The organism is Pseudomonas sp. GW821-FHT09C08, from assembly GCF_059418125.1.
Window position 1 is genome coordinate 83,592 of record NZ_JBWKPG010000005.1, and the last position, 15,594, is coordinate 99,185.

The 15,594-nt window shown below is 62.6% G+C and carries 15 protein-coding genes; 14 read left to right on the forward strand and 1 reads right to left on the reverse strand.

The window, feature by feature from the left end:
• From cbiE to AC07OJ_RS18450, 4 genes are all read left to right on the forward strand, one after another.
• On the forward strand, positions 1 to 1,206 hold the full coding sequence (gene cbiE / locus AC07OJ_RS18435) for a precorrin-6y C5,15-methyltransferase (decarboxylating) subunit CbiE (RefSeq protein WP_495094960.1): 1,206 nt from the start codon (positions 1 to 3) through the stop codon (positions 1,204 to 1,206).
• A complete protein-coding gene (locus tag AC07OJ_RS18440; protein WP_495094961.1) occupies positions 1,203 to 1,925 on the forward strand; it encodes a cobalt-precorrin-6A reductase in 723 nt (240 codons plus the stop codon). Before cbiE ends, AC07OJ_RS18440 begins: the two co-directional genes overlap by 4 nt.
• Positions 1,926 to 2,055: 130 nt before the next feature.
• A complete protein-coding gene (locus AC07OJ_RS18445) occupies positions 2,056 to 2,334 on the forward strand; it encodes a hypothetical protein (protein WP_120447528.1) in 279 nt (92 codons plus the stop codon).
• Positions 2,331 to 2,819: a PIN domain-containing protein gene (locus AC07OJ_RS18450; RefSeq protein ID WP_120447527.1), complete on the forward strand. Its 489-nt coding sequence runs from the start codon at positions 2,331 to 2,333 to the stop codon at positions 2,817 to 2,819. Before AC07OJ_RS18445 ends, AC07OJ_RS18450 begins: the two co-directional genes overlap by 4 nt.
• A 256-nt stretch (positions 2,820 to 3,075) precedes the next feature.
• Here AC07OJ_RS18450 and AC07OJ_RS18455 read toward each other — a convergent pair whose 3' ends face one another.
• Positions 3,076 to 3,327: a DUF6124 family protein gene (locus AC07OJ_RS18455; protein ID WP_065900255.1), complete on the reverse strand. Its 252-nt coding sequence runs from the start codon at positions 3,325 to 3,327 to the stop codon at positions 3,076 to 3,078.
• A 599-nt stretch (positions 3,328 to 3,926) separates the two neighbouring features.
• Here AC07OJ_RS18455 and AC07OJ_RS18460 point away from each other — a divergent pair.
• From AC07OJ_RS18460 to urtA, 10 genes are all read left to right on the forward strand, one after another.
• A complete protein-coding gene (locus tag AC07OJ_RS18460; protein WP_065900253.1) occupies positions 3,927 to 4,322 on the forward strand; it encodes a DUF2946 domain-containing protein in 396 nt (131 codons plus the stop codon).
• 47 nt (positions 4,323 to 4,369) lie between these two features.
• The gene (locus AC07OJ_RS18465) at positions 4,370 to 4,852 is read left to right on the forward strand and encodes a copper chaperone PCu(A)C (protein ID WP_120447524.1); all 483 of its coding nucleotides are present in this window, start codon (positions 4,370 to 4,372) and stop codon (positions 4,850 to 4,852) included.
• 11 nt (positions 4,853 to 4,863) lie between these two features.
• The gene (locus AC07OJ_RS18470; RefSeq protein WP_162946059.1) at positions 4,864 to 5,265 is read left to right on the forward strand and encodes a DUF2946 domain-containing protein; all 402 of its coding nucleotides are present in this window, start codon (positions 4,864 to 4,866) and stop codon (positions 5,263 to 5,265) included.
• Between the two features lie 93 nt (positions 5,266 to 5,358).
• Positions 5,359 to 7,419 (forward strand): TonB-dependent copper receptor, encoded by a 2,061-nt coding sequence (locus tag AC07OJ_RS18475; RefSeq protein WP_495094962.1) that lies wholly within the window; start codon positions 5,359 to 5,361, stop codon positions 7,417 to 7,419.
• A gap of 85 nt (positions 7,420 to 7,504) precedes the next feature.
• Positions 7,505 to 8,887, forward strand: a complete 1,383-nt coding sequence (locus AC07OJ_RS18480; RefSeq protein WP_495094963.1) for a PepSY-associated TM helix domain-containing protein — start codon at positions 7,505 to 7,507, stop codon at positions 8,885 to 8,887.
• Positions 8,888 to 9,039: 152 nt separating this feature from the next.
• Complete coding sequence (locus AC07OJ_RS18485; RefSeq protein ID WP_495095089.1) at positions 9,040 to 11,148, forward strand: TonB-dependent receptor; 2,109 nt, start codon at positions 9,040 to 9,042, stop codon at positions 11,146 to 11,148.
• A gap of 128 nt (positions 11,149 to 11,276) precedes the next feature.
• A complete protein-coding gene (locus AC07OJ_RS18490) occupies positions 11,277 to 12,065 on the forward strand; it encodes an ABC transporter ATP-binding protein (RefSeq protein WP_315411899.1) in 789 nt (262 codons plus the stop codon).
• Positions 12,062 to 13,009: an ABC transporter substrate-binding protein gene (locus AC07OJ_RS18495; RefSeq protein WP_201143440.1), complete on the forward strand. Its 948-nt coding sequence runs from the start codon at positions 12,062 to 12,064 to the stop codon at positions 13,007 to 13,009. Before AC07OJ_RS18490 ends, AC07OJ_RS18495 begins: the two co-directional genes overlap by 4 nt.
• On the forward strand, positions 13,006 to 14,016 hold the full coding sequence (locus tag AC07OJ_RS18500) for a FecCD family ABC transporter permease (RefSeq protein WP_106805292.1): 1,011 nt from the start codon (positions 13,006 to 13,008) through the stop codon (positions 14,014 to 14,016). The genes AC07OJ_RS18495 and AC07OJ_RS18500 overlap by 4 nt, the downstream gene beginning before the upstream one ends.
• Positions 14,017 to 14,302: 286 nt before the next feature.
• A complete protein-coding gene (gene urtA / locus AC07OJ_RS18505) occupies positions 14,303 to 15,568 on the forward strand; it encodes an urea ABC transporter substrate-binding protein (RefSeq protein ID WP_065900237.1) in 1,266 nt (421 codons plus the stop codon).
• Positions 15,569 to 15,594 lie beyond the last annotated feature (26 nt).

The following is a 15,594-nucleotide window of genomic DNA, read 5'->3' on the forward strand; positions in this document are numbered from 1 at the left end:
ATGTCGCCCTGGCTGACGGTTGTAGGCATCGGTGAAGACGGCTTCAAGGGGCTGGGCAGGAATGCCCGGCACGCCCTGTTGCGCGCCACCCGGATTATAGGCGGCCAACGCCAGCTGGACCTGTTGCCGGTGTGTATTCGCGGCGAGCGACAGTTGTGGCCGAGCCCGTTCTCCCTGGAGCCGGTGCTGGCGCGACATGGCGAACCGGTGTGCGTGCTGGCCAGCGGCGACCCGATGTTCTACGGCGTGGGCGCCAGTTTGGCGCGGCAGGTGGCGGCTGCCGAGTTGCTGGTTTTGCCGGCGCCTTCATCGGTGTCCCTGGCGGCGGCGCGGTTGGGCTGGCCGTTGCAGGAGGTGGTGACGCTGTCCGTGGTCGCCCGGCCCTTGGCGGCGCTGAATGCACATCTGGCGACCGGCGTGCGGTTGCTGGTATTGAGCAATGACGGCAGCAGTCCTGCATTGATTGCCGCGGCGCTGGCTGAATCCGGGTTCGGGCCCAGCCGGTTGAGCGTGTTTGAACATCTGGGCGGCGCGGATGAAAGGCGCATTGACGGGCTGGCTGGGGATTGGCAACACGCTCGCGTCGCCGATTTGAACCTGGTCGCCATCGATTGCCTGGCTTCCAGCGAAACACCACGCCTGTCACGCCTGGCGGGCCTGCCCGACTCAGCCTTCCAACACGATGGCCAACTGACCAAGCGCGATGTGCGCGCCATGACCCTCGCCCGCCTCGCGCCGATGCCCGGTGAGCTGCTCTGGGACGTGGGCGCGGGCAGCGGCTCCATCGGCATCGAATGGATGCGCGCGCACCCGAGCTGCCGTGCGCTGGCGATTGAAGCCGACGCAGGCCGCCAGGGCCTGATCGAACACAACCGCGACGCCCTCGGTGTGCCCGGCCTGCAACTGATCCGCGGCACCGCGCCGCAAGCGCTCAACGGCCTCGAAGCACCGGACGCGATCTTTATCGGCGGCGGCGTCACCCGCGACGGCGTGCTCGACACCTGCTGGCAACACCTGCGCCCTGGCGGTCGGCTGGTGGCCAACGCCGTGACCCTGCAGAGCGAAATGACCCTGATGAACTGGCGCGCGGAGCACGGCGGCGAACTGACCCGCATCCACGTGGCCCAGGCCCAGCCGTTGGGGGCGTTTGATACGTGGCGCCAGGCGCTGCCGATTACCCTGCTGGAAGTGGTCAAGCCGCGATGAAACGCATCTTGCTGTTGGGCGGCGTGACCGAAGCGCTGGCTATCGCACGGACTTTGGGGCCGGAGCATGTCTACAGTTTGGCCGGGGTTGGGCGCGTGCCCACTGACCTGACCTGCCACGTGCGTGTTGGCGGTTACGGCGGCGCTGGGGGCTTGGCCCAGTTTGTCCGGGATGAGGGCATCAGCCTGATCCTCGATGCAACCCACCCGTATGCGGCGCAGATCAGCCGCAATGCCGCCGAGGCCGCGCAGATCACCGGCATCCCCTGCTGGGCGCTGCGACGCCCGGCGTGGCAGCCGCAGCCGGGAGATGATTGGCGCGAGGTCGCTGACTGGGCCGAACTGATCGACGCTTTGAAACTCTTCAAGCGGCCGCTGTTCACGCTGGGTCGCGAGCCGCTGCAGCACCTCGATGAAATCCCTGCCGACCAATTCTGGACGCTACGCGCGCTCGACGTGTACCCGGGGAATGAACGTTGCGAAGTGATCGGCGCACGTGGGCCGTTTCTGCTCGAAGACGAACGCGCGTTGTTTGCACGGCGCGGGATTGATGTGTTGATCAGCAAGAACAGCGGTAGCACCGCCACCGAGCCGAAACTGGAAGTGGCGCGCGAGCGTGGCGTGCCGGTCTTGGTGTTGAAGCGGCCGGTGTTGGTTGCGGTGGACCGGGAGTTTTTGTCGCCCGCAGAAACAATCGATTCATTGGCAGCGTTCATGTGATAGATCAGGATCATCCGCCAACCTCTATCCGATCTATTTTTACCTTCAAGAGACGGCGATGAACCTACAACACGAAGTGCTAAACTCCAGAAGCAGTTCAAGCCCGGCCCACCGATATTCAGGAGCTGACATGATAGAAGTTAAAGAGGCTGTTAAAGTTGCAAAAGCAGCAGCCAACGATTTTCTCGGGCAAGAAATGGCGCTGAACGATTTAATGCTTGAGGAAGTAGAACTAGATCCAAACAAAAAAGCCTGGGCAATCACACTGGGCTTTAACGTCCCAAACCCTAACAAACTCCAGAGAATGGGCGCAGCTCTTTCCGGAGAAATATTTGAACGAAAATACAAGACCTTCATCATTGACGCGGAGACTGGCGAGTTCCGCTCCATGAAGATCCGTGAGATATGATAGATACTTACATCAAGAAGTATCGAAGAAAAGGAATCATCGTTGACACTAATTTGCTACTTCTGGCACTGATAGGAGGAACGCCCAGCATCGGGGAATTCAAGAGAACACGCGGCTACAGCAATGAAGACTATCAACTTCTGCTTAAAGTAATCGATCAATTTGAAAAGCTCGTTTCAACACCCCACATTCTCGCTGAAGTCAGCAACCTGACAAATGGACTTTATGGAAGCAAGTTGCACGACTTCTATGAAACGCTAACGCACTCACTTTCCACAATAATCGAGACGCACATTCCAGCCTTGGCTATAAGTCGCGATTATGAGTTGTCACCCTATGGCCTTACCGATGTCGGTATTGTCGCCGCAGCAAAAGATAATTATCTGGTTTTGACTGACGATCTTAGAGTCGCGGGTTTTGCTCATCAGCACTGCGTAGATGTCGTCAACTTCAATCACATACGCGAAGCCAGCTGGGAAGTCTAAGGCCGGCCACACGATCACGCTTGTGTACGGGTACCGCAACTCCCGACTGCTGAGTTTGCAGCGGTGTACGGATATAAGAGGTTTAGCTTCCTCCCCCCCCTAATGAGCTGTCGGAAATTTCTGATTGCGTGCCTCACCTTTCAGACGCTGCATTCACTGTAGGCGTTGGCTTGCCAGCGATGACGCCCGAAAACCCGCCGCCGGCCTCGATGGCCTCATCGCCGGCAAGCCGGCTCCTACAGATTGCAGCGGGCCTTCAGTTGATCGTGGCTGTCGCCTGTCCGACACCATCGTGCACACGGTCAGCGAGCAATTGCGCCAGCTCGATCAACTGCGCAACGCCTAGCAACTCTTCGCGCGGTGCGCCTTCCAGGTTGAAGGCAATGTCGCAACTCAGTGCATTGGCTGAAGCGAGTGTTTCGCTGAGGTTGACCAAAAGGTCTTCAGTGCTGATTCCATCGGCCACGGTGAATAGCCGGATGGGAGGATTGGGGGTGGGTTTGATCATTGTGGAACTCCTAAGGAAATGGAGCTGCCACTGATCGCCGCGACGCGATAGGGGGTGGCAGCTGTACGCAGGTTCGCGGACCGGTCCTCAGGAAACCCGGCATACCCGAAGGTATCCCGCGTACAGCCGCCATAGCGCCGCACAGTAGACGATAAAAAAGCGCCAACTGAAAGCAGACGATGACGCTCAGTGTCCAATAGGAATCCGGGCCGCGACGCCCGTCCGCTGAGTTTTCAGCGGTGTACGGAGACTAGAGATTGAGTGTCCTAGGGACAACCTCAAAAAGCTGTCGGACGTTTCTGCTGAAGACCCCCACAGCCGAGTCGGGCATAGTCCAACCTGTGGGAGCTGGCTTGCCTGCGATAGCATCACCTCGCTCCAGCTGCTGGACCGAGTCGTCTGCATCGCAGGCAAGCCAGCTCCCACAGGGTTCAGCATCATGCAGGATTTCGCGCCTGGTCTGAAAAATTGGCAATCTGTGGTTCCGGTCTATCCTCAAGCTAGTCACTGCGACACCAAACCACACCGCCCCTTTTTACTTATCCCCCCCGATCAGGCTAAATACCCCCCTGATCGTTTAACCCTACGGATTGTCCGCCATGGCCCGTCAACGCTTTGCAATTGCCTGGATCGCCTGCCTTGCAGTGCTGTTCAATGCCTTTGCCATGCCGATGGCCAGTGCCATGCAACAATCCCAGGACCCAGTGCAGCAGTTGCTGTGGGGCAGTTTCTGTTCGTCCAACGGCGCCAGCCTGAAGACGATTGCCCTGGGCAAGCTGGAGATTCCAGCGCCGCAGCAGGACGATCACTCCACCATGCAGCATTGCTGGTGTTGCTCGGGCTCGGCGCCGTGGGTGGCGTTGCCGGGGCATGTGCCGCAGTTGTATGTCACGCGGTTCGAGGCGGTGCAGAGCCTGCCGCCGCCGGTATTGCGTAACCCTACCCCGCGCCAGCAATGGCCAAGCCTCAACCCCCGCGCCTCTCCGACGGTCTGATTTTCTTCGCAAGTGAACTGCGTTTAGAACCGTTCTGGAGAACTGCCATGCTCAAATCTTCCCTGCTTCTGGCTGCTTTGTTGCTGCCGGTGTGCGTTGCTGCCAATGCCGATGACTACAAGGCCGGCGACCTGTTGGTCAGCGATCCCTGGTCCCAGGAGTTGCCGCCGAATGCGCCGACCGTCGCGGCGTATTTCGTGATTCATAACACCGGCGAGACACCGGACCGCCTGCTCAGCGTCGACACGCCCGTGGCGGAAAAAGCCGAGTTGCACGAGCACGTGATGCAGGGCGATTTGATGAAGATGCAGCAAGTGCCCAGCGTCGCGGTGCCGGCCAAGGGCGACCTGACCTTCGCGCCGATGGCGTATCACGTGATGCTGCTGGGCCTCAAGGACCGCAGCCTGCTGGCCGATGGCAAACAGTTCCCGCTGACCCTGACCTTCGAAAAAGCCGGCAAGGTCGAAGTCGAAGTGTCGGTGCAAAAAGTGCCGCCGACGGCCCCCAACGAGCATAAGCACGCCCAGTAGGCAGACACTCGATGGGCGCCCCTCGCGCCAGGTTGTCCCCCCGCCACCGCGTGATGCGCGGCAGTTGGATCAGCCTGTTCGCCATGCTGATGATCTTTATCGGTCCGCTGATTTCCCAGGCGATGCCGATGGACCATCACGTCGGCATGTCCATGGAAATGTCCATGGACATGCCGAGCTGCCATGGCGAGCCGCAACCGAAAAAAACCGCCGACGAACACCACGTCCTCTGGGAAAAATGCGGCTATTGCAGCCTGCTGTTCAGTTGCCCCGCGCTGCCGGGCAGCGTGTCCTACCTCAGCCTCGGTAACCCACCGCCGGCCAACGCCCTCACCCCCACCCCACGCCTGGGTCATGCCCGGCAGAGCATCTTCCCCGGCGCCCGCAGCCGCGCGCCGCCCATCGTCTCGTAGGCACCGAGCACCGTTACTTCACCCCGGCCGACTTTAGACAGACAGCCGCAGGCTGCTGGCCGTGTTGTTTACGATTGATTGATGGAATTTGTCATGTCCAGGTTTTCTGCTGACACCCGTATGGGATGTACCCCTGTGCTCGCCGTTTTATGCGGCGCACTCCTGGCGCCACAGGCCCAGGCCGACGAGCATGAACTGAGCCCCACCGTGATCACCGCGATTGCCCCCAGCTCGCCGCTGACCGTGGTCACCAACCCCAAGGACCCGCGCCAGCCAGTGCCCGCCAGCGACGGCGGCGACTACCTCAAGACCATCCCCGGCTTCGCCCTGGTGCGCAACGGCGGCACCAATGGCGACCCGGTGCTGCGCGGAATGTTCGGCTCGCGCCTGAATATCCTCACCAACGGCAGCATGATGCTCGGCGCCTGCCCGGGTCGGATGGATGCGCCGACCTCCTACATTTCGCCGGAAACCTACGACAAGCTCACCGTGATCAAGGGCCCGCAAACCGTGCTGTGGGGCCCCGGCGCATCAGCCGGCACCGTGTTGTTCGAGCGCGAGCCGGAGCAGTTCGGCGCACTCGGTACACGCCTCAACGCGAGTGTGCTGGCCGGCTCCAACGGGCGCTTCGACAAGGTCATTGATGCGGCGGCCGGCGGGCCCCTCGGCTATGTGCGGGTGATCGGCAACCAGGCGCATGCCGACGACTACAAGGACGGCAATCACGACACCGTCGCCTCGCGCTACGACAAATGGAATGGCGACGTCGCGGTCGGCTTCACCCCGGACGCCGACACTCTGCTGGAACTCACCGCCGGCCGCGGCGATGGCGAAGCGCGCTACGCCGGACGCGGCATGGACGGTTCGCAATTCCTGCGCGAAAGCCTGGGGCTGCGCTTCGAGAAGTCCAACATCGGCGCCGTGCTGGACAAGGTCGAGGCCCAGGTCTACTACAACTACGCCGACCATGTGATGGATAACTACAGCCTGCGCGTGCCCTCCGGCACCGGGATGATGGCCGGGCCCATGGCCGCCAACGTCGACCGCCGCACCCTCGGTGCGCGGGTCAAGGCCACCTGGCGCTGGGCCGATGTGCAACTGATCGGCGGCCTGGATGCGCAGACCAACGAGCATCGCCAGCGCAGCAGCATGGGTATCGATACCTACAAGGATTTGCCCAAGGTCAAGGACGCCAACTTCCACAACTACGGCGCATTCGGCGAACTGACCTGGTACGCCGCCGACCGCGACCGCCTGATCACCGGGGCGCGCCTGGACCGCGCCTCAGCCAAGGATTTCCGGCAAACCCTCGATGCGGGCATGATGCCCAGCCCCAACCCGACCGCCGACAAATCCCGCGCCGACACTTTGCCGTCAGGTTTCGTGCGCTTTGAACACGACCTGGCAGACAGCCCGACCACCGTCTACGCAGGCCTGGGCCATGCCGAGCGCTTTGCCGATTACTGGGAACTGTTTTCCCCGGACAACGGCCCGGCCGGTTCAGTCAACGCCTTCGACAGCATAAAGCCGGAGAAGACCACCCAACTCGACGTCGGCGCCCAATACAAAACCGCCGACCTCGAAGCCTGGGCCTCGGGATACATCGGCCAGGTCCGCGATTTCATCTTGTTCGACTACCAGCCAGGAATGACAGGCACCACCTCCCAGGCACGCAATGTGGACGCGCGGATCATGGGCGGTGAACTCGGCGCGGCCTACAAGCTGACTCGCCAGTGGAAGGCCGACGCGACCCTGGCCTACGCCTGGGGCAAGAACAGCAGCGACGGCAAGGCCCTGCCGCAAATGCCGCCCCTGGATGCGCGCCTGGGCCTCACTTACAGCGAGGATGACTGGAGCGCCGGTGCCCTGTGGCGCGTGGTTGCGGCGCAGAACCGCATCGACCGGAACAAGGGCAATGTGGTCGGCAAGGACTTCGACAAGAGCGCAGGTTTCGGCGTGTTCTCGCTGAACGCCGCGTACCGCATCAATAAAAACTTCAAGGTCAGTACCGGCGTCGACAACCTGTTTGGCAAGGCCTACGCCGAGCATCTGAACCTGGCGGGCAACGCCGGCTTCGGCTACCCCGCCAACGACCCGCAAGCCATCAAGGAACCGGGGCGCACGCTCTGGACCAAGGTGGACATGAGCTTCTGACGCACACCCTGCAGGAGCCGGCTTGCCGGCGCCTGCAGGTCCTGCGTTTACACCCAATAAATAACGAGCCTGTGCGGAGCACCTGATGACCACTCAAAAGATATCCTTCTACAACCTGGCCTGGCGCTGGCATTTCTACGCCGGCCTGTTTGTCGCCCCCTTCATGGTGTTGCTGGCGCTGACCGGCATCATCTACCTGTTCAAACCCCAGCTCGACCCGCTGATGTACGGCGACCTGCTCAAGGTCCAGAGCGCCGAGCACGCGTTGAGCGCAGACGAGCAACTGCAACGCGCCCAGGCCGCTTTCCCCCAGGGCAAGATCAGCAAGTACCTGCCCCCGGCCGACGCCACCAGCAGCGCACAATTCGTGATGCACGACGGTGGGCGTGAAGTCACGGTGTTCGTCGATCCCTATCGCGGCACCGTGCTCGGCGAACAAGATGCAAAAAACAACCTGCAAGCCATCGCCCGCGCGCTGCATGGCGAGTTGATGATCGGCACCGTCGGTGATCGCCTGGTGGAACTCGCTGCCGGCTGGGGCGTGATGCTGGTGGTGTCGGGCCTGTACCTGTGGTGGCCGCGTGGCAAGTCATCGGCCGGGGTGCTGTGGCCGCGTTTCAATAGCCGTGGCCGCGTGTTCTGGCGTGACCTGCATGCAGTCGCGGGCTTCTGGGGCGCGGCGTTTTTGCTGGTGATGCTGCTCAGCGGCATGACCTGGACCGGCTTCTGGGGCAAGCAATACGCCGACCTGTGGAACACGTTCCCGGCAGCCATGTGGAACAACGTGCCGCAGTCCGACCAGCAGGCGCGGGTGCTCAACACCGCCAGCCAGCAGACCGTGCCCTGGGCCATGGAAAACACGCCGATGCCGATGTCCGGCGACCATGCCGAACACATGAATCACGCCGGCCTGCACTCAGGCCCTGCCGCGCCGACCCTGCGCCTGCAACAGGTGGTCGACCTCGCCAATGCGCGCCAGGTCGAGCCCGGCTACAGCATTACTTTTCCTACTACCGCCGAGGGTGTGTTCACCGTCGCGGTATTCGCCAACGACCCGCGCAACGACGCCACCCTGCATGTGGACCAGTACACCGGCAAGGTCCTGGCCGATGTGCGCTGGGACCACTACAACGGCGTGGCGCGGGCCACCGAAACCGGGGTGATGCTGCACGAAGGCAAGATGTTCGGCTGGATCAACCAATTGGTGGTCCTGCTGATCTGCCTGATGATCCTGCTCAGCGCCGTGAGCGGCGTGGTGATCTGGTGGAAGCGCAGGCCTGCAGGCGGCCTGGGGGTTCCGCCGTTGCGCCATGACCTGCCGAAGTGGAAAACCGCGATGGTCATCATGCTGGGACTGGCAATTGTTTTCCCGTTGGTGGGCGCGTCGTTGATCGTCGTGTGGGTGGTGGATCGCCTGGTGCTGTCGCGGCTGTTCGCCCCACATGAATCCGCCTCAGGTTCGGCATGAATTAGGCGAGATGCCCCACTTAGAGGCGTTATGTAGTCTTACGCGGGCTTTCGCCCACGACGCAGAAAGTGTTAACTTATAACACTTACTGCATACCCCGGCTCGCCGTCCCCTACGGCGAGCACCGCCTCGAAGAAGCGATTTTCCGTCTGATGAACAAGTACCTTGCGTCCGGCCTGTGCCTGCTCGCCCTGCACACCAGCGCCCAGGCCCTGACCCTGCCCGCCAGCCCCGTCACCGCGCCTGCGGTGGATGACGAACGCGTCGACCTGAACACGCCGACCACCGCCGGCTCACGCCTGAACCTTACTGCCCTGCAAACCCCGGGCAGCGTCGAGAGCCAGACCGGCACGCAGATCCGCGAACGCGGCGACGCCAGCGTGCAGGATGCGATTTCCCGCGCCACCGGCATCAGCCGCACCGGCTCGCCGGGTGACGGCGGCACGTCGCTCTCGGCCCGTGGCTTTACCGGCCAGGGTTCGGTGATGCAGCTGTATGACGGCAACCGCATGTACATGGGCATGGGGACCTCGACCTTCCCGGTGGACACCTGGTCGGTGGAGCGCGTGGACGTTTTGCGCGGCCCGGCTTCGGTGCTGTACGGCGAAGGTGCCACCGGTGCGGTGGTCAACACCGTGCCGAAAAAACCCTTCAGCGGCGAGATCGAAAACCATATCCGCCTCGGCTACGGCTCCTACGACCGCCAGCAGGAAGCCCTGGACAGCGGCGGCTCGCTGACCGACACCCTGAGCTATCGCTTGAACCTCAATCGCCTGCGCAGCAACGGTTTCATCGACCGTGGCGACTCCAGCAGCGACTTCGTCAGCGGCGCGCTGCGCTGGCAGGCGGCAGACAACCTGAGCTTTACCCTGGCCAGCGACTACGGCGACCAGCGCCCGCAAAACTACTTCGGCACCCCGCTGATCAACGGCCAATTGCACAAGGGCCTGCGCGACAAGAACTACAACGTCAGCAACGACATCCAGCACTACAACGACCAGTGGACGCGCCTGACCAGCGAATGGCAGATCAACGACCATGTCAGCGCCACCAACGAGCTGTACTACCTGAAGAACCAGCGTCGCTGGCAGAACGCCGAGAACTACAATTTCACCGACGGCCAACTCACCCGCAGCGGCAACGTCGGCATCAAGCACAACCAGGAACAGGTCGGTGATCGCCAGACCTTCACCTTCAAGCACACCCTGTTCGGCCTCGACAGCCAGACCGTGACCGGCGTGGAGTACAACCGCATCCGCTTCCGCCTGGCCAGCAACACCCCGTTTGAAGACACCTTCAACGGTGGCCAACCTATCGACGTGAACCACCCGGCGCCTGGACAGTTCGCCAGTAACGACCCGTTCAAACCGGTGTTCGCCACCACCACCAAGACCGTCGCCGGCTTCGCTGAAAACCGCCTGCAACTCACCGATCAACTGTCGCTGATCACCGGCATCCGCCGTGACTACGCGCACATTGATCGCGATGATTTGCGCGACGGCAGCCAGAACGACAAGACCCTCACCGGCAACAATTGGAAGGCCGGCCTGGTGTATGCGATCACCCCGGACACGTCGGTCTACGGCCAGTACGCCACCAGCACCGACGGCGTCGGCGGCTTGATTTCCCTGAGCAAGAGCCAGCAGCAGTTCGACCTGTCGACGGCCAAGCAAAGCGAGATCGGCATCAAGCAAACCTTCTGGGACCAACGCGGTGAATGGACGCTGGCCGCCTACCATATCGTCAAGAAAAAACTGCTCACCGACGTGCCGGGCGACCCCGACCAACAGCAGCAGGTCGGCCAGCAATCGTCCAATGGCCTGGAAGCCAGCCTCGACCTGCAACTGCCGAACGCCTGGCAACTGCAAGCCAATGCCGCCTTCGTGCGGGCGCAGTACGACGACTTCAAACAGGACGTCGACGGCGTACAGGTATCGCGCGACGGCAACCGCCCGGTGGACGTACCGCGCCGCACCGCCAACCTGTGGCTGAGCAAGGCTGTGACCGACGATATCCGCGCCGGCGCCGGTGTGCGCTATGTCGATGCGCGGTATGCCGACATGGCCAACCAGAACGAGTTGCCGAGCTACACCGTGGTCGACGCCAGCGTCTCGTGGAAAGCACTGCGCAACACCACCCTGGGCCTGCAGTTGAACAACCTGTTCGACCGTACCTACGCCGTCAGCCAGTACAACGACGGCCAACAGTGGATCCTCGGTGAACCGCGCTCGTTCTTCGTCACGGCGGACTACACCTTTTAGCGGAACCCCATGTGGGAGCTGGCTTGCCTGCGATGGCGGCGGTTCAGGCAGTGCATCTGGACCAGACAAACTGCTATAGCAGGCAAGCCAGCGCCCACCGTTCAATTGTGTTGATCCAGAGAGTAACGATGACTTCACTCACCCTCGCCCAGCTTGGCTGGACCCCACCGGGTCACGACCGCTGCCATCACCGGTTCCAACTGCGTGACGCCAGCCTGCAGGTCGGTGCGGGGGAGTTTGTCGGGCTGATCGGGCCCAACGGCAGCGGCAAGACCAGCCTGTTGCGCTGCGCCTACCGGTTCACCCAACCGGAACACGGTGAAGTGCGGCTCGACCATCGGAACGTGTGGAAGCAAAGCGCCAAGTGGTGCGCGCAACGTATTGCCGTGGTGCTGCAGGAGTTTCCGGATGCCTTCGGCCTGCGCGTGGATGAAGTGGTCGCCATGGGCCGCACACCCCACAAGGGTTTGTTTGACAGCGACACACAACAGGACCAGCAGTTGGTGCAACAGGCGCTGGCGTCGGTGGGCATGCAGGGCTTTGACGACCACGCGTTCGGCACGCTGTCGGGCGGTGAAAAACAGCGCGTCATCCTGGCCCGTGCATTGGCCCAGCAACCGCAACTGCTGATCCTCGACGAGCCGACCAACCACCTCGACCCGCGCTACCAGCTTGAGCTTTTAAGGCTGGTCAAACGCCTGAACATCGGCACCCTGGCCAGCATCCACGACCTGAACCTGGCCGCCGCCTTTTGCGACCGCCTCTATGTGATCGACCACGGGCGCATCGTCGCCAGTGGCACGCCCCATCAAGTACTCACCGCCGAGTTGCTGCGCGACGTGTTCGGCGTCGAGGCGCTGATCGACACCCATCCCTTGTCCGGCTACCCCCGAATCACCTGGATAACTCAACCATGATCCTGCGCTCCCTGCTGTCTCTCGCCCTGCTGTTCGGCACGGCTCAAGCGTTCGCCGAAGCGACCCATTACCCGGTGACCATCAAGAGTTGCAACCGCGACGTGACCTTCCAGGAAGCGCCGCAGCATGCGGTGAGCCACGACATCAACATGACCCAGATGATGCTCGCCCTGGGCCTCAAGCCACGCATGGCCGGCTACAGCGGTGTGACAGGATGGAAGTCGGTCAGCGCGCAAATGGCCCAGACCCTCGATGGCCTGCCGGAGCTGGCTAGCAAGTATCCCTCGGTGGAAACCCTGCTCAACGCCAATGTGGATTTCTTCTTCGCCGGCTGGGACTACGGCATGCGCGTGGGCGGCGACCTCACGCCGCAAACCCTGCAGCCCTTGGGCATCAACGTGTATGAGCTGACCGAGTCGTGCGCTTTTGTCATGAAGCGCCCGGCCGCGACCCTGGACGACACCTACAATGACCTGCGCAACCTGGGCAAGATCTTCGACGTCCAGGACCGCGCCAACGCCCTGATCGCCCAGATGCAGGCGCAGGTCGCCGAGGTGCGCAAGGACCTGCCCGCCGACACACCCCGCGTGTTCCTCTATGACAGCGGCGAAGACCGCGCCATGACCTCCGGCCGCCTGGGCATGCCCCAGGCACTGATCGAGGCTGCCGGCGGGCGCAATATCCTCGACGACGTCGACGCCAGCTGGACGCGCATCAACTGGGAGACCGTGGTCGAGCGCAACCCGCAGGTCATCGTGATCGTCGACTACAGCGAAGTCAGCGCCGACCAGAAGCAGGCCTTCCTGCTCAATAACCCGGCACTGCAGGCGGTGGATGCGATCAAGAACCAGCGTTTTATCGTGATCCCTTACGTGCAGGCCACGCCCGGCATCGATAACGTGCTGGCCGTCGAAACCCTGGCCAAGGGGTTCCACGGCGAATGATCACCCGTCGCTACGCCTTGCTGCTCGCCACCCTCGGGGCGGTGTTGCTGGTGTCCTGCGTGCTCTCCCTGGGTTTCGGCCCGGCGCGGGTGCCGGTGGACGTGGTGTGGCGCGTCTTGTTGTACAAGGCCTTCGGACTCGGCGAGGTCAACTGGCCGGTCGGGCAGGAGCACATCGTCTGGCTGATCCGGGTGCCGCGCATGTTGCTCGGGGCGCTGGTGGGCGCCGGCCTGGCGTTGATCGGCGCGGTATTGCAGGCTGTCACCCGCAACCCGCTGGCGGATCCGCACCTGCTGGGCGTCACCTCCGGCGCCACGCTCGGCGCGGTGATCGTGGTGCTGCATGTCGGCGAAATCATCGGCCTGCTGACCTTGCCCATCGCCGCATTTATCGGTGCGTTGGTGAGCATGCTGGTGGTGCTGGCCGTGGCGAGTCGCAATGGCCGGCTGGAGAGTGATCGCCTGTTGCTGTGCGGTGTGGCGGTGTCGTTCGTGATGATGGCGACGGCCAACCTGCTGCTGTTCATGGGCGACCACCGCGCCGCGTCGGCGGTGATGTTCTGGATGCTCGGCGGCCTCGGCCTGGCGCGTTGGGAACTGCTGATGGTGCCTGCCGCCGTGGTGGTGCTGGGGCTGATGCTGCTGGTGGGCATGGCGCGGCCGCTGAATGCGCTGATGGCCGGCGAACAGACCGCCGTGACCCTTGGCCTGAACGCCCGCAACGTGCGCCTGCGGGTATTCCTGATCGCCTCATTGATGACCGGCGTACTGGTGTCGGTGAGCGGCTCCATCGGTTTTGTCGGGCTGATGGTGCCGCACATCGCCCGGCGCCTGGTAGGCGCCGAGCACCGCCGGTTGCTGCCGGTCTGCGCGTTGCTGGGCAGCTTGTTCCTGGTGTGGGTGGATGTGGCCGCGCGCACCCTGATCGCCCCGCAAGACCTGCCGATCGGCATTGCCACGGCGGCGATCGGCGGGCTGTTCTTTATAGGCCTGATGCGCAAGCGCTAGGGTTCAAGACGCAGCCCTGTCGCGACAGCGGCCTGCAACTCATCGCGGTCAGCCTCAAGAGGGGCGCCGCTTGGTTATCAAGGCGCCTTTGCCTCCCGGCACTCTTTAGGCGCATCACCTGCACCGCCACCGCCTGGTCGCTCGTTTTTGGTGCGCACAACCCTCCAGCTGCAGGTATGCCCCCGCAAAACCGGGCGGTGCGTCATCGGGCACAGCCTTTGCTAGTACCGTTTTAACGTTCATATCTGGCCCTCAGAAAAAATCCAACGTTTACGGAGATCGCACCATGAAGCGTCGCAGCTTGATCAAGGCTTTCACCCTGTCGGCATCCATTGCCGCCATGGGCCTGACCTGGACCGTGCAGGCCGCCGAGACCATCAAGGTCGGCATCCTGCATTCGCTGTCCGGGACCATGGCCATCTCCGAAACGTCGCTCAAGGACATGGCGCTGATGACCATCGACGAGATCAACGCCAAGGGCGGGGTGAACGGCAAGATGCTCGAGCCGGTGGTCGTCGACCCCGCCTCCAACTGGCCGCTGTTCGCCGAGAAAGGCCGCCAGCTGCTGACCCAGGACAAGGTCGCCGTGGTGTTCGGCTGCTGGACCTCGGTGTCGCGCAAATCGGTGTTGCCGGTGTTCGAAGAGCTCAATGGCCTGCTGTTCTACCCGGTGCAATACGAGGGTGAGGAGATGTCGCCCAACGTGTTCTACACCGGTGCAGCGCCGAACCAGCAAGCGATCCCGGCGGTGGAATACCTGATGAGCGAAGAAGGCGGCAGCGCCAAGCGTTTCTTCCTGCTCGGCACCGACTACGTGTACCCACGCACCACCAACAAGATCCTGCGCTCGTTCCTGCATTCCAAAGGTGTAGCGGACAAAGACATCGAAGAGGTCTACACCCCGTTCGGCCACGCCGACTACCAGACCATCGTCGCCAACATCAAGAAGTTCTCCGCCGGCGGCAAGACGGCAGTGATCTCCACCGTGAATGGCGACTCCAACGTGCCGTTCTACAAAGAGCTGGCCAACCAGGGCCTGAAGGCCACCGACGTACCGGTGGTGGCGTTCTCGGTGGGTGAAGAAGAGCTGCGCGGCATCGACACCAAGCCGCTGGTGGGCAACCTCGCGGCCTGGAACTACTTCCAGTCGGTGGAGAACCCGGTGAACACCAAATTCGTCGCCGACTGGAAGGCCTACGCCAAGAAACACAACCTGCCGGGCGCGGACAAAGCCGTGACCAACGACCCGATGGAAGCCACCTACGTGGGCATCCATATGTGGGCGCAGGCTGTCGAGAAAGCCAAGTCCACCGATGTCGACAAAGTGCGTGAAGCGCTGGCCGGCCAGACCTTCGCCGCGCCGTCGGGCTTCACCCTGACCATGGACAAGACCAATCACCACCTGCACAAGCCAGTGATGATCGGCGAGATCCAGGCGGACGGGCAGTTCTCGGTGGTCTGGCAGACCCAGGAGCCGATCCGCGCGCAACCGTGGAGCCCGTACATTCCTGGCAATGACAAAAAGCCGGATTACGCCGTCAAGAGCAACTAAGCCCGACTCGGTCTAAATGTGGGAGC